Genomic DNA, 14100 nt, shown 5'->3' with positions numbered 1-14100 from the left:
AGGAGCACGGCCAGACAAACGTCGCCGGCCTGCGCGCGCTCGACCGCCGGCGTGGCATTGGCCCAGCCGCTGAGGCGGGTCGTGCCTCGCGCCTGTCGGACCGCGGCGCGCCCGGCCTGGTGATCGTCGCTTCGTTGGAGCATCTCGCGTCGGGACTGAAGTCCCTCCCACAGTGCGACTGTCTGCCATCCGGCATCTGCGCGAATATCCAGCACCGTCGTAGGAGCGGCTTCAGCCGCGACGGGCTTTACCGGTCACGTTTCTCGCGGCTGAAGCCGCTCCTACAACACCGTTGCAGATTCGGCTGTCGTCGGCAGGCTGTCGGCGCCAGGTACGGGCTCGGGCGCGGACAGGAACGCCAGCTTGCGGCCGCGCGGCAACTGCTTGAGCGCGTATTCCGCGCGCGAGGCGGCGGCGCGGTCGGGGTAGGCGCGGCTGGCCAGCAGCCGCAGCGGTGGGTTGGCGCGGGTGTACTTGGCGCCGGTGCCGCGCAGGTGCGCCTGGAAGCGTGCCTGCAGGTCCGGGGTGATGCCGGCGTAGTAACTGCCATTGCGGCATTCGAGCAGGTACAGGAACCAGGGCGAGTCGGCGGCCATGCGCCCATTATCGCCACGGCGGCCGGCTTCGCCAGCAATGGCATCCGCGCGTGCGCGCATGCGGCCACGGCCACCGCGTGCTGGCATGAGCGTGTCGTTGCCTGCACCTGACGCGCCCGAGCAGGCGATCGCTGCTGCGGCCGCATCCGCCGATCCGCGGCGGTGGCATATCTTCACCACACCGCGTCCGCGCACCCGCGCTGAACCGGCGACAACAGGTTTTAACGCACCGCCAACACCTTGCCAGCCGCTGCCACACACCGCCATACCGTGGTCACCGGATGGGCGGATAACGTCATCACCGGCACGCAGCCGTCGATACCGAAGCTCTCTCCCTTCGCATTCGGCGGCGCGTCCGGCCCCTCTTCGGGCCTCCCCCGCCCACCACGCACGCAGCCGGTCGGGCTGCGTGCGTTTCTCCCACCACCGACCTCAGGCCGCCTGCGCCACGCGCGCCTGGCGCCGCGCGCGCACGGCCTGCGCCAGCCGCTCGAGCACCTGCACCGAGATGTCCCAGTCGATGCAGCCGTCGGTGATGCTCTGCCCGTAGACCAGTGGCTGGCCGGCGACCAGATCCTGGCGGCCGCCGCGCAGGTGGCTCTCGACCATCGCCCCGACGATACGGGTCTGCCCGGCCTCGAGCTGGCGGGCGATGTCCTCGATCACCTTGGGCTGGTTGTCCGGGTTCTTGCCGCTGTTGGCGTGGCTGGCGTCGACCATCAGCCGCGCCGGCAGGCCGGCCTTCTCCAGCACCTGCGCCGCCGCGGCGACGCTGTCGGCGTCGTAGTTGGGCTGGGTGCCGCCGCGCAGGATCACGTGGCAGTCCGGATTGCCGGCAGTGGCCGCCACCGCGGTCTGCCCGTCCTTGGTCACCGCCAGGAAATGGTGCGGATGCGAGGCCGCGCCGACCGCGTCGACGGCGATCTTGACGTCGCCGCTGGTGCCGTTCTTGAAGCCCACCGGGCACGACAGGCCCGAGGCCATCTCGCGATGCACCTGGCTCTCGGTGGTGCGCGCGCCGATCGCGCCCCAGGCCACCAGGTCGGCGATGTACTGCGGCGAGATGATGTCGAGGAACTCCACGCCGGCGGGCAAGCCGAGGCGGTTGATGTCGCGCAGCAGGCCGCGCGCCAGGCGCAGGCCCTTGTTGATGTCGAAGCTGCCGTCGAGGTTGGGATCGTTGATCAGGCCCTTCCAGCCGACCGTGGTGCGCGGCTTCTCGAAGTACACCCGCATCACGATCTCCAGCGCATCGCCGTAGGTGTCGCGCAGCGGGCGCAGGCGCTGCGCGTACTCCATCGCCGCGACCGGGTCGTGGATCGAGCACGGGCCGATCACCACCGCCAGGCGGTCGTCGCGGCCGTGCAGGATCTCGTGCAGCGCCGCGCGCGCGGCAGTGACGGTCTGCGAGGCTTCTTCGTCGCAGGGCAGCAGCGCCTGCAGTTGGGAGGGCGGAGTGAGCGGTTCGATCTTGCGGATGCGCAGATCGTCGGTGTGGGGGGCCATGTGCATGTCTCGTCGGGGGGCTTGGGTGGGGCCAGATCCGGCGGCATGAAAAAAGCCGCCAGGTTCGCTGGCGGCTTTCGGGATTGCGGCTGAAGTGTCCTTCAGGGTGAACGCGATCCTTCCTCCGCCAGCGGCATCGGAAAACCGTAATACCAAAAGTAAAAGCTGCGGCAGGAAGCGTTCATGGGACGTAGTGATAACACAGGGTTTGCGGGAGTGCCACAGTTGCTGGTGCAACGAATGCGGGGATTGGGGAGTGGGGAGTCGGGATTCGGAAAGCGGCTCAACGCATCGGGAGGGATATGAGGTCTCCGTCATCGCCAGGAGCGTTTGACGCGTGGGTTCTTGCGTGGCGCTGCGCGCTCCGGGCCCTCACCCCAACCCCTCTCCCGGCGGGAGAGGGGCTACTGCTCTTCCCTTCTCCCACCGGGAGAAGGTGCCCCGCAGGGGCGGATGAGGGTGCGGCAGCAAGCGATCCGTCCCCCACAAGCGCACGCCCGTGCGTTCTTGCGTCGCGCCGCGTCGACTTCAGCGCTGAGCAAACCAATCCCGAATCCCCACTCCCTAATCCCCAATCCCGGCTCTTCAAAAATCCAGCACATACTCCATCGCCACTTCGCGGCCAATGGCGTCATACAAAGTGGTGTTGTAGAACTGGTAGCCGTAGTAGCGCTCCTTGTTGTCGTAGCCGACGGTGTCGAGCACGTTGTTGATGTACAGGTTGATCTTCATCTTCGGAGCGATGCGGTAGCCGGCGGTGAGGTTCCAGTACAGCGCGGGGCCGACGCGGCCGAAGTAACGCGTCGTGCTCTCGCCGAAGTGGCGGTTGCCGCTGTCGGTGACGCGGCAGGCGTCGGAGGGGCTGGGCTGGTAGCCATCGTCGAAACGGGTGCAGGTGCCCCAGTTGACCGCCTGGGTGGAGCCGAAGCGCTTGGCATACACGGTGATGTCCAGCGGGCCACCGTTCTCCCAGTGCACGCTGCCGCGCAGCTTGCTGCGGATCTTCTGGTCGCGCAGGTTCTTGTCGTCGTCGGTGCGGTAGGTCTGCTCGTGGTAGCCGATCAGGTTGTTGTAATCCAGGGCGAAACTGAAGTTGCCCCAGCGCGCGGTGTTCAGGCGGTACTTCAGCGAGGCATCGACGCCGGACACGTGCATCTGCGCGATGTTGATCGGCCCCTGCTCGATGCCGGTGACGCGGCCGGCGGCATCGCGCGCCACGCGCGAGAGGATGCGCGCGCAGTACTCGGCGCCGCCGGGATTGACCCACACGCCGCCGGCGGTGGTCAGGCCGGTGCGGCAGCCGGCTTCGGCGCTGAGCACCTCGTCGCGGTTGAGGTCCTTGATCATGTCCTGCAGCCGGATCCGGTAGTAGTCCGCGGTCAACGACAGGCCTTCGGCGATGTCCCAGACGAAGCCGGCGGTGACCGAGCGGCCATGCTCCGATTCCAGGTCGGGGGTGCCCCGGCGGTTGACCTGCATCAGGTAGAACACGTCGCTGTTCTCGGCGCTGCAGCCGCCGGTGAGGTAATAGCCCTCCTGGATGCAGCGGTACTGGTCGATCACGGTCTGCTGGGTGGAGCTGGGCTCGCCGAGTACGTAGTGCATGTCCGGGGCGCGGAAGCTGGTGGCGACGCTGCCGCGCAGCAGCAGCGTGCTCAGCGGCCGCCACTCCAGGCCGGCGCTCCAGGTGGTGTCGCGCTGCGTGCCGATCGCCGCGCCGAGGTCGCTGCCGTAGGCGCGGTAGTCGCCGTAGCGGTCGTGCCGCGCGGCCAGGCTGGCGTTGAGCTTGGGCAGCAACGGCACGTCGAACTCGATGCCGCCGGAGTAGCGCAGGCGTTCGCCGCCGCCGTAGTCGACCACGTCCAGCGGATAGCAGGTGTTGGCGCAGGGATCCGGCGCCAGCCGGTAGCCCTGCTTGGCCACTTCGCCGACCGCGGCGAACTTGATCGGCCCGGCCCAGCCCTGCAGCAGCTCGCCGGTGATGTTGGCGCTGGCCTGGTTGACCCAGGAATCGGCACGATTGTGCGCTTTCACCGCCAGATCGTCGTACTGCGCGCCGGTCAGCGGCTGGTACCAGCGCCCCTCGTCGAGATCGTAGATCGGCGTGCCGTCGGCGGTGCTGCCCAGCTGCGGGCCGAGGAAGTAGGCGGTGGCCTTCTGCGTGTCGACCGTGCGCACGTATTCGTCGACGGTGTAACGCGCGCGACCGATCGCGACTTCCCAGTCGAAGCGATCGGCGAGGCGGCCCTTGAGACCGGCGCTCAGGTCCCAGGACAGTTCCTTGGTGGTGTTGGCCAGGTTCTTCCAGCCGCCGGATTCGAAGCGGGTCAGCTGGCGGATCGCGTACAGGTCGCGGTCGCTGCCAGTGTCGTGGAACGGGCCGAGGTAGACGTAGGGCGGGTCGTAGGTCCAGTAGCCGAGGCTCTTGGTCGTGGACAGCGTGCTCCAGGCCTGCACGCCGTTGTCGAAGTCGAAGGTGCCGTACAGATAGGCCGAGCCGCTGTCGCCGCCGCTGGCGGCCAGCCAGTCGGCGTAGTCGTGGGCCATGCCGCAGTAGCCGCCGAGGTTGCGCACGGTGTCGCTGTTGTAGTCGTAGCTCAGCCGCTGCGCATCGACGAACTGGCCGCCGAAGCGCGCGCAGGTGCCGGCGGGCGGCGCCAGGCGCGTGTTGTCGCCGGCATCGACCAGGCTCAGCCCGGTAGAAGGATTGAAGCCGTACTTGCGCGCCTGCGCGGTCCAGTTGCTGTAGGACTCGTCGTCCTGGTCGTCCATTTTCGGCCGCTCGCCGACCGAGAGCGGATCGCGCCGGGTCCACTGCAGCGCGTAGGTCAGGTTCCACTTGTCGCCGCTATGCCCGCCGACCCAGGACAGGTCGACCACGTCGCGCCCGCCGGCGGTAGCGGTGCCGCCGCGCAGGCGCACCTGGTTGCCTTCGTAGCCCTGCTTGAGGATCACGTTGATGACGCCGGCGACCGCATCCGAGCCGTAGATCGCCGAGGCGCCGCCGGTGAGGATCTCGATGCGCTCCACCGCCGCGGAGGGGATGTTGGCGTAGTTGGCGAAGTTGCTCTCGCCGGCGTAGGGCTGCGGGTAGTCGGCGACGCGGTGGCCGTTGACCAGCAGCAGCGTGCGCCCGGGACCGAGGTCGCGCAGGCTCACCGGCGAGGCGTTGGGCGTGTGCGAGCCGTACTTGGTGTCGGCCTCGACGCTGCCCTGCTGGTTGAGCGTGCTGAGCACGTCGTAGACGGTGAGGAAGCCTTCCTGCTGGATCTGCTGCGCACTGATCGTCAGCACCGGTTCGGCGCCCTCCACTTCCGAGCGCTTGATGCGCGAACCGGTGACCACGACCTGGCCCAGGTCGGTGGTGGCGGGCTTGGGCGCGGCGGTGTCGGCATCCTGCGCGCACGCCTCGCTGGCGCCGTTAAGCGCCAGCACGATGCCGAACGCGAGGGTGGTGAGTGGGCGACGTGGCATGGGGTGTCCTCTGCAGCGGATGGAAGCAACGCCGTGCACGCACGACGTACGGCGTCCTCTTCGCTGCGCCGCGCCCACGACCATGCCGCGCATGCCGCAGGCACGCGCCACCCTGCGCCGGCCGCGACGCACAGAAGAAGACGAACATGCGGGCGTGCAGATCCCCTGCGCCCGTGCGTCCTAACCTGCATGCCGCTGAAAACACTGTCAACACGCGGCCATACCGCGCTTGTAGACGATTGCGTGTTGTGCACGATTCGCCGCGCAGCGCGTTGATTCTCGCCGCATCGCCAGCGGATGCAGTCGCGGATGCAGTCCAAGGAGCAACGTCTCTGGTGGACGCGCTGTGGGCGACGACGCGCTGCATCCGTATCGCGATCGCGTGCCCCTCTCCCGTTGGGAGAGGGGTTGGGGTGAGGGTCCGGCGCGCAGCGTCTCGCGCTCTGTGGTGCATGGCGCGACGCCCGCATCCTCATCCCTCCCATCGGGCACTGTCGCCTGACATGCCTGTGCCGCGCCTCCGTCCGTGGGGATCGCACGAGCGCGGCTGTAGGCAGCCTCCAGTAACGCGCTTTGCTACTCGCTGCGGTTCGGCGAGACACGCCGTTGTCCTCGTGCGACGGGCCTTATCGGTAACGCCTCGTCGCGGCTGAAGCCGCTCCTACAACACTGCTCCCCGCCTTTGCCAAGGTGCTCTACAGACGCTCGCCAGGCAGGTTCTGCGCGGCACGGCCAGCGGATGCACCGGGTCGTTGACCAGGGCGCACGAACGCGCGGACGCGCGCAGCGGCATGCCGCCATGCCGAGGACGCAAAAAAAGAGCCCCACATCGCTGCGGGGCTCCTTTCGACTGCGTGGAACAGGTCGGCCGAGGCCGGCTGGATCAGAAATCCATGCCGCCCATGCCGCCCATGCCGCCACCCATGCCGCCCGGCGCGGCCGGCTCTTCCTTCTTCGGGGCCTCGGCCACCATCGCTTCGGTGGTGATCATCAGGCCGGCGATCGAGGCGGCGTTCTGCAGCGCCGAACGGGTCACCTTGGTCGGATCCAGGATGCCGAACTCGACCATGTCGCCGAACTCGCCGTTGGCGGCGTTGTAGCCGAAGTTGCCGCTGCCTTCCTTGACCTTGTTGAGGATCACGGACGGCTCTTCGCCGGCGTTGGTGACGATCTCGCGCAGCGGCGCTTCCATCGCGCGCAGCGCGATCTGGATGCCGTGGGTCTGATCTTCATTGGCGCCCTTCAGCTCGCCGATCGCGCTCAGCGCGCGCACCAGCGCCACGCCGCCGCCCGGGACCACGCCTTCTTCCACCGCCGCACGGGTCGCGTGCAGGGCGTCTTCGACGCGCGCCTTCTTTTCCTTCATCTCGATCTCGGTCGAGGCACCGACCTTGATCACCGCCACGCCGCCGGCCAGCTTGGCCACGCGCTCCTGCAGCTTCTCGCGGTCGTAGTCCGACGAGGTCTCTTCGATCTGCGCCTTGATCTGCTTGATGCGCGACTCGATCGCCGAGGTGTCGCCGGCGCCGTCGATGATGGTGGTGTTCTCCTTGGAGACCTGCACCTTCTTGGCGCGGCCCAGGTCCTTGATGGTCGCCTTTTCCAGCGCCAGGCCCACTTCCTCGGAGATCACGGTGCCGCCGGTCAGCACGGCCATGTCTTCCAGCATCGCCTTGCGACGGTCGCCGAAGCCCGGGGCCTTGACCGCCACGACCTTGACGATGCCGCGGATGGTGTTGACCACCAGGGTCGCCAGCGCCTCGCCTTCCACTTCCTCGGCGACGATCAGCAGCGGCTTGCCGGCCTTGGCCACGCCTTCCAGCACCGGCAGCAGGTCACGCACGTTGGAGATCTTCTTGTCGTGCAGCAGCACGAACGGGTCGTCCAGGTCGGCCTGCTGGCTCTGCTGGTTGTTGATGAAGTACGGCGACAGGTAGCCGCGGTCGAACTGCATGCCCTCGACCACGTCCAGCTCGTTCTCCAGGCCCGAGCCTTCCTCGACCGTGATCACGCCTTCCTTGCCGACCTTCTTCATCGCGTCGGCGATGATGTTGCCGATCGACTCGTCGGAGTTGGCGGAGATGGTGCCGACCTGGGCGATGGCCTTGTCGTCGGCGGTGGGCTTGCTGATCTTCTTCAGCTCGGCCACGGCGGCCACGACGGCCTTGTCGATGCCGCGCTTGAGGTCCATCGGGTTCATGCCGGCGGCGACCGCCTTGGAACCTTCGCGGATCAGCGCCTGCGCCAGCACGGTGGCGGTGGTGGTGCCGTCGCCGGCGTTGTCGGAGGTCTTGGACGCGACTTCCTTCACCATCTGCGCGCCCATGTTCTCGAACTTGTCGGCCAGTTCGATTTCCTTGGCGACGGAGACGCCGTCCTTGGTGATGGTCGGGGCGCCGAAGCTCTTCTCGAGCACGACGTTGCGGCCCTTCGGGCCCAGGGTGGCCTTGACGGCATTGGCGAGGATGTTGACGCCGCGCACCATGCGCGAACGGGCGTCTTCACCGAAACGGATATCTTTGGCAGCCATGTGTGTTGCTCCGGGATTCGTGATTGGGGATTAGGGATTCGCTGGAGCGGAATTCGGGCGGAGATATCGGGTCGCGCGGCGCCTGGCGCCTTTGCCAATCCCGAATCCCGATTCCCGAATCCCGCGATCGGGGCTTTAGCCGACGATCGCCAGGACGTCGTCTTCGCGCAGCACCTTGTACTCGACGCCTTCGGCCTTGTAGCTGGAACCGGCGTACTGGCCGTAGATGACCTTGTCGCCGACCTTCAGCGCCGGGGCGCGCACGCTGCCGTTGTCCAGCGGCTTGCCGGCGCCGACGGCCACGACTTCACCCTTGGTGGACTTTTCCTTGGCCGAATCCGGGATCACGATGCCGCCGGCGGAGATTTCGTCGGCTTCGATCGGCTTGACTACGACGCGGTCGTGAAGCGGCTTGATGCTCATTGAGTGAGACCTCTTAAGTGATTGATTGGTCTAGGAAAGGCCGGCGATGTTAGCACTCGCACATGACGACTGCCAGCAACGCTCGCGAAAAAACCCGGTGAGGCCGGGATGCGCCTGATGTAGTGCCGCGGCCGGGGCTTTCAAGGGCGGGAGGCAAAAAATTTTTGCCTGGAACGTGCATCCGGTGCCAAGCAGTGACCGAATCCCGTCACAGTGTCACAGAGGCGCGCTAGGCTGACCGCGGACCCAGGGGGGGATCCGTCACCAAAAGGAGTTGTCGATGAAGCCATCCGCCGTTGCGCTGCCGCTGGCCTGTTTGCTCGCCCTTGCCGGGCCGGCCCAGGCCGCCGTATTCATCAATGAATTGCATTACGACGATGCCACCGCCGCCGGCGACACCGGCGAAGGCGTGGAGATCGTCGCCACCGCCGGGGAGAACCTGAGCGGCTACCGCGTTTACCTGTACAACGGCAGCAACCCGGGTTCGGCCACCGTCTACGCCAACAGCGCGGTGCCGGCCGGCAACCTGGTCAGCTGCGGCGGCCAGGTGCGCATCGCCACCGTCAGCTATGCCAGCAACGGCATCCAGAACGGGCCCAACGACGGCCTGGCGCTGGTCGACGGCAACGGCAAGGTGGTGCAGTTCCTCAGCTACGAAGGCAGCATCACCGGCGGCGGCGGCCCCGCCGCGGGCATGACCAGCCAGAACCTGCCGGTCAGCGAGAGCAACAGCACCCCGGCCGGCACCTCGCTGCAGCTGCGCGGCAACGGCAGCGCCGCGGCCGACTTCAGCTGGAGCGACAGCGCCGCCAGCACCTTCGGCGCCTGCAACAACGGCCAGACCTTCGCCGGCGGCGGCGGCAGCAACGCCGCGCCGACGGTGACCGCCACCACCCCGACCCAGGGCGCCACCGACTTCCCCGCCGCCGGCGACCTGGCGGTGACCTTCAGCGAAGCGGTGAGCGTGGCCAGCGGCGCGTTCGGCCTGAGCTGCCAGCAGTCCGGCAGCGTGGCGCTGACCTACCCCAGCAGCGGCACCCAGTTCGCGCTGTCCACCAACAGCGCGCTGAAGGCCGGCGAGAGCTGCACCCTGAACATCGTCGCCGCACGCGTGAGCGATGCCGATGGCGCGCATCCGGCGCAGGACCGCAGCGTCGCGTTCAACGTGGCCAGCGGCTCGGGCGGCGGCGGCAGCGGCGCCGGCACGTACTACTCGCGGGTCAACACCTCCAGCCCCAGCCAGCTGCGCTGCTCGCTGCACGAGACGATCAAGGGCCACACCGTCTATCCGTACAGCAGCAGCTCCGGCACCGATACCTGGGCCATCCTGGAGATCGCCGACGAGGATCCGAACAACAGCCAGCGCGTCCTCGACGCCTACCGCAACCGCAGCTACGCCAAGGGCACCGACCGCGCCGGCAGCGGCAGCGGCCTGAAGTACAACCGCGAGCACAGCTGGCCGAACTCACTGGGCTTCGGCACCTCCACCGGCAACAAGGGCCTGCCCTACGCACCGTACACCGACACCCACATGCTGTACCTGACCGACGCCACCTGGAACGCCGACCGCGGCAACAAGCCCTACGCCAAGTGCGACAGCAACTGCGGCGAGCGCGCCACCGAGGCCAACGCCGGCTTCGGCGGCGGCAGCGGCCGCTACCCGGGCAATTCCAACTGGGTGCGCACCCCCGACGGCAACAGCGGCACCTTCGAGGTGTGGGACCACCGCAAGGGCGACATGGCGCGTGCGGTGATGTACATGGCGATCCGTTATGAAGGCGGCGTGGATGCCAAGACCGGGCAGTCCGAGCCGGACCTGGAGCTGACCGACGACCGCAGCAAGATCGTCAAGACCTCGTCCTCGCCGGCCTACATGGGCCTGCTGTCGACCCTGATCGCGTGGAGCCAGCAGGATCCGCCGGACGACGCCGAGCGCGCCCGCAACGAGGTGATCTACAGCTTCCAGGGCAACCGCAACCCGTTCGTCGACCACCCCGAGTGGGCGACCTCTTCGCTGTTCACCTCGGCCAAGCCGGCCAGCTGCCAGTTGCTCAACTGAGCCGTGTTGCCTCGCCCGCTGCAGTTGCAGCGGGCGAGGAATCGGGATTTGGGATTGGGGATTCGCGGCGGCCGGCCACGGACGGGTGCCGCCAAAGCGGGGCCGGCATCCCTATACTGTCGGCCGCATGTCCGCGTCCGCCCTCCGCTTGCTGCTCAGCACCTGCCCCGACCCGGCCAGCGCCGCGCGGATCGCCCAGGCGCTGGTCGACGAACGCCTGGCCGCCTGCGTCAGCCGCCTGCCCGGCGTGCAGTCCACCTACCGCTGGCAAGGCGAGGTGGAACACGGCGAGGAAGTGCTGCTGCTGATCAAGACCGCCGCCGACCGCCTGCCCGCCTTGCGGCAACGGCTGTGCGCGTTGCACCCCTACGAGGTCCCCGAACTGGTCGAACTCGAGGTCGCCGGCGGCCTGCCGGCCTACCTGCAGTGGGTGCATGCCGAAACCCGTGAGGAACCGTAAGCCGATGACCCTGCTGCACCGCCTCGCCGCCCTGTGCCTGCTGGCCGTGGCCGCCTTCCCCGCCCTGGCGATCAGCGAAAAGGACTTGCTGCCGGTGGACCAGGCCTTCGCGCTCAGCGCGCAGGCGCCCGAACGCGGCCGCATCGCGCTGCACTGGGATATCGCCAAGGGCTATTACCTGTACCGGCACCGCATCGCGGTCAAGGTGATCGGCGGCTTCAAGCCCAACCCGACCCTGCAGTTGCCGGCCGGCCACAAGAAGACCGATCCGTACTTCGGCGAGGTGGAGACCTACCGCGACGAACTGAACGCAGTGCAGAGCGGCGTCGCCGATCCCGGCACCAGCCGCGTGCAGTTGGAGGTGCGCTACCAGGGCTGCGCCGATGCCGGCGTATGCTACCCGCCGCAGAAGCGCCTGCTCGAGGTGACCCTGCCGGCCGCCACTGCCTCCGCCGATCCCGCGCCGGCACTGGCGCCGCCGGCGGCGATTGGCGGGCTGCCGGGCAGCGGCCCGGGCGCCGGCACCGGCGCCAAGCCGCTGTTCGGTCCCGGCGCCGGTGCGGTGCAGGGCCTGCCGCTGCCCTCGGACCAGGCCTTCCACTTCGAAGCCATCGTCGGCGACGGCAATACCCTGCTGCTGCGCTTCACCCCGGCGCCCGGCTACTACCTGTATCGCGACCGCACCGCGCTGGCGCTGGAAGGCGCGCCCGGCATCCGCACCGGCATGCCGCGCTGGCCCAAGGGCAGCTCGCACCAGGACGAACACTTCGGCAACGTGGTGGTGTACTTCGACCAGACCGAGGTCACCGTGCCGCTGCAGCGCCAGCGCGCCGACGCCACCGCCGCGACCCTGGTGGCGACCTTCCAGGGCTGCCAGACCGATGGCATCTGCTACCCGCCGATGACCCGGCGGGTGAAGCTGGCGCTGCCCAAGGGCAGCGTCACCCCCGCCGACCAGGCCGAGGTCAGCCCGCTGCTGGTGACCCCGCTGGACAGCCGCCAGGCCGACGCCAACGACGCGGCCGCCGACACGGCCGCCAACGCCCTGCCGGCGACGCCGGACGCCTCGGCGCACAACGCCGCGCGCAGCGCCGCACCGCCGCCGGCCACGCAGAACCTGCTGTGGATCCTGCTGCTGGCGCTCGGCGGCGGCTTGCTGCTGAACCTGCTGCCGTGCGTGCTGCCGATCCTGTCGCTGAAGGTGCTGGGCCTGGCGCAGAGCGGCGAGAGCCGCGGCCGCGCCCGCAGCCATGCGCTGTGGTACACGCTGGGCGTGCTCGCCTCCTTTGCGGTGGTCGGCGGCATCGCCGTGGCCGCGCGCCTGCTATGGGGCTTCCAGCTGCAACGCCCTGGCTTCGTCGCGGTGCTGGTGTACCTGATGTTCGTGGTCGGGCTGAGCCTGTCGGGCGTGTTCACCCTCAGCGCCAACCTCGGCGGCGTCGGCCAGTCGCTGTCCACGCGCAGCGGGCCGGTCGGCGACTTCTTCACCGGCGTGCTGGCCTGCGTGGTGTCCAGCGCCTGCATCGGCCCGTTCATGGGCCCGGCGCTGGGCTATGCGCTGACCGCGCCGCCGGCGATGGCGATGCTGGTGTTCCTGACCCTGGGGCTGGGCCTGGCGCTGCCGTTCCTGCTGATCGGCTTCGTGCCCTCGCTGGCCAGGCGCCTGCCCAAGCCCGGCGCCTGGATGGAAACGCTCAAGCAGGTGCTGGCGTTCCCGATGTACCTGAGCGCGATCTGGCTGCTGTGGGTGCTGGGCAAGCAGCGCGGCGTGGACGCGGTGGCGCTGCTGCTGGTCGGCGCCACCCTGCTGGCGCTGGGCCTGTGGTGGTTCGAGCGCGCGCGCTGGCGCGACCACAAGACCGGCATGCGGCTAGCCGCCGTGCTGCTGCTGGCCGCGCTGGTGCCAGCTTGGAGCGTGACCCGCCTGCCGCCGCCCGGCGCCAGCGTCGAGCGCAACACCGTGGCCTATTCGCCGCAGATGCTCGACCGCCTGCGCACCGACAACCGCGTGGTGTTCGTCAACATGACCGCCGACTGGTGCGTCACCTGCAAGGCCAACGAGCGCAACGTGTTCGACAGCGACGCGTTCCGCGACACCATCAAGCGGGTGGACGCGGTGTACATGAAGGGCGACTGGACCAACGAGGATCCGCGCATCAGCGCCTTCCTCGCCGAGCACAAGGCGGTGGGCGTGCCGCTGTACGTGGTGTACGGGCCCGGCGCGCCGCCGACGGTGCTGCCGCCGGTGCTGAGCCAGGCGGTGGTCGAGGACGCCCTGCTGCGCGCGGCGCGATGACACCCGGCACCGCGCGCCTGCTGGCGGTCGCCGCGGTGGCAGCGGTGCTCGGCGTGGCGGCGGCGCACTGGTGGGAACGGCGGACGCCGGCCATGGCAGCGGCCTCGCCCGCCACGGCCAGCGGCCATGCGGCGGCGACCCCGGTCGCCGCAGCGCGCCCGGGCGACCCTGCCCCGGCGCTACGCCTGCCCACGCTCGACGGCGGCCACCTGACCCTGGCGCAGTTCCACGGCCGCCCGCTGCTGGTCAACGTGTGGGCCAGTTGGTGCGAACCCTGCGTGCGCGAGATGCCGGAACTGGACCGGCTCGCGCGCGCGCAGCCGGCCGACAGCCTGCAGGTGCTCGGCATCGCCCTGGACCGCGCCGAGGACGTGCACGCCTTCCTGCAGCGGGTGCCTATCGGCTACCCGATCGCCCTGGAGACCCCGGGCCCGTCCGATGCCAGCGTGCGCCTGGGCGACACCCAGGGCCTGCTGCCGTACAGCGTGCTGATCGACGCCGACGGCCGCATCGTCAAGCAGAAGCTCGGCCCGTTCGCGCCGGGCGAGGTCGAGGGCTGGGCGGGCGATGCTCATCCGTCGCGTTAGCCGACGGACCCAACCGGCCATGCGCACGCTTGTGGGAGCGAGTCCAGGCGCGACGCAGCATTCCCGATGACACCTCGTCGCGGCTGAAGCCGCTCCTTGTATCTGGACGTGACGCCCCTAAACAGGCGTCATGTCTTCCGACTGATCATCGGAGGAGGTGCGGGAAGTC

Annotated in this window: 9 protein-coding genes; 4 read left to right on the top strand and 5 right to left on the bottom strand. The window is 69.0% G+C overall.

Annotated features, from left to right (window positions below; all coding sequences use genetic code 11):
* Window positions 1-281: 281 nt before the first annotated feature.
* The 5 genes from GGR71_RS17015 to GGR71_RS16995 form a co-directional block, all read right to left on the bottom strand.
* Window positions 282-596, bottom strand: coding sequence for a GIY-YIG nuclease family protein (locus tag GGR71_RS17015; RefSeq protein ID WP_160959444.1), 315 nt, complete (start codon window positions 594-596; stop codon window positions 282-284).
* A gap of 432 nt (window positions 597-1028) precedes the next feature.
* A complete protein-coding gene (locus GGR71_RS17010) occupies window positions 1029-2102 on the bottom strand; it encodes a 3-deoxy-7-phosphoheptulonate synthase (RefSeq protein ID WP_160959441.1) in 1074 nt (357 codons plus the stop codon).
* A 585-nt stretch (window positions 2103-2687) separates the two neighbouring features.
* Window positions 2688-5576 carry a TonB-dependent receptor plug domain-containing protein gene (locus GGR71_RS17005; protein WP_237474335.1) on the bottom strand — a complete coding sequence of 963 codons (2889 nt, stop codon included), beginning with the start codon at window positions 5574-5576 and terminating at the stop codon, window positions 2688-2690.
* Between the two features lie 883 nt (window positions 5577-6459).
* Window positions 6460-8106 carry a chaperonin GroEL gene (gene groL / locus GGR71_RS17000; RefSeq protein WP_010340980.1) on the bottom strand — a complete coding sequence of 549 codons (1647 nt, stop codon included), beginning with the start codon at window positions 8104-8106 and terminating at the stop codon, window positions 6460-6462.
* A gap of 135 nt (window positions 8107-8241) precedes the next feature.
* Window positions 8242-8529 (bottom strand): co-chaperone GroES, encoded by a 288-nt coding sequence (locus GGR71_RS16995; RefSeq protein ID WP_010340979.1) that lies wholly within the window; start codon window positions 8527-8529, stop codon window positions 8242-8244.
* Window positions 8530-8809: 280 nt separating this feature from the next.
* On the opposite strand from GGR71_RS16995, the gene GGR71_RS16990 reads away from it, so the two are divergent.
* From GGR71_RS16990 to GGR71_RS16975, 4 genes are all read left to right on the top strand, one after another.
* Window positions 8810-10588, top strand: a complete 1779-nt coding sequence (locus tag GGR71_RS16990) for an endonuclease (protein WP_160959439.1) — start codon at window positions 8810-8812, stop codon at window positions 10586-10588.
* Window positions 10589-10715: 127 nt separating this feature from the next.
* Window positions 10716-11048 carry a divalent-cation tolerance protein CutA gene (cutA, locus tag GGR71_RS16985; protein ID WP_160959436.1) on the top strand — a complete coding sequence of 111 codons (333 nt, stop codon included), beginning with the start codon at window positions 10716-10718 and terminating at the stop codon, window positions 11046-11048.
* 4 nt (window positions 11049-11052) lie between these two features.
* Window positions 11053-13344: a protein-disulfide reductase DsbD family protein gene (locus GGR71_RS16980; RefSeq protein ID WP_160959433.1), complete on the top strand. Its 2292-nt coding sequence runs from the start codon at window positions 11053-11055 to the stop codon at window positions 13342-13344.
* A complete protein-coding gene (locus tag GGR71_RS16975) occupies window positions 13341-13931 on the top strand; it encodes a TlpA family protein disulfide reductase (RefSeq protein WP_160959430.1) in 591 nt (196 codons plus the stop codon). Before GGR71_RS16980 ends, GGR71_RS16975 begins: the two co-directional genes overlap by 4 nt.
* The last annotated feature ends 169 nt before the right edge of the window (window positions 13932-14100 follow it).

Source organism: Xanthomonas sp. F1 (genome assembly GCF_014199855.1).
Note: the sequence above shows the minus strand (reverse complement) of the source record. Positions and strands in the feature narration are given on the sequence as shown.

Excerpts from the sequence above, each read along its gene's own strand:
- GGR71_RS17010 (WP_160959441.1), bottom strand. The coding sequence starts at position 2,102 with ATGGCCCCCCACACCGACGATCTGCGCATCCGCAAGATCGAACCGCTC.
- cutA (WP_160959436.1), top strand. The coding sequence starts at position 10,716 with ATGTCCGCGTCCGCCCTCCGCTTGCTGCTCAGCACCTGCCCCGACCCG.
- GGR71_RS16980 (WP_160959433.1), top strand. The coding sequence starts at position 11,053 with ATGACCCTGCTGCACCGCCTCGCCGCCCTGTGCCTGCTGGCCGTGGCC.
- GGR71_RS17005 (WP_237474335.1), bottom strand. The coding sequence starts at position 5,576 with ATGCCACGTCGCCCACTCACCACCCTCGCGTTCGGCATCGTGCTGGCG.
- GGR71_RS17015 (WP_160959444.1), bottom strand. The coding sequence starts at position 596 with ATGGCCGCCGACTCGCCCTGGTTCCTGTACCTGCTCGAATGCCGCAAT.
- groL (WP_010340980.1), bottom strand. The coding sequence starts at position 8,106 with ATGGCTGCCAAAGATATCCGTTTCGGTGAAGACGCCCGTTCGCGCATG.
- GGR71_RS16990 (WP_160959439.1), top strand. The coding sequence starts at position 8,810 with ATGAAGCCATCCGCCGTTGCGCTGCCGCTGGCCTGTTTGCTCGCCCTT.
- GGR71_RS16995 (WP_010340979.1), bottom strand. The coding sequence starts at position 8,529 with ATGAGCATCAAGCCGCTTCACGACCGCGTCGTAGTCAAGCCGATCGAA.
- GGR71_RS16975 (WP_160959430.1), top strand. The coding sequence starts at position 13,341 with ATGACACCCGGCACCGCGCGCCTGCTGGCGGTCGCCGCGGTGGCAGCG.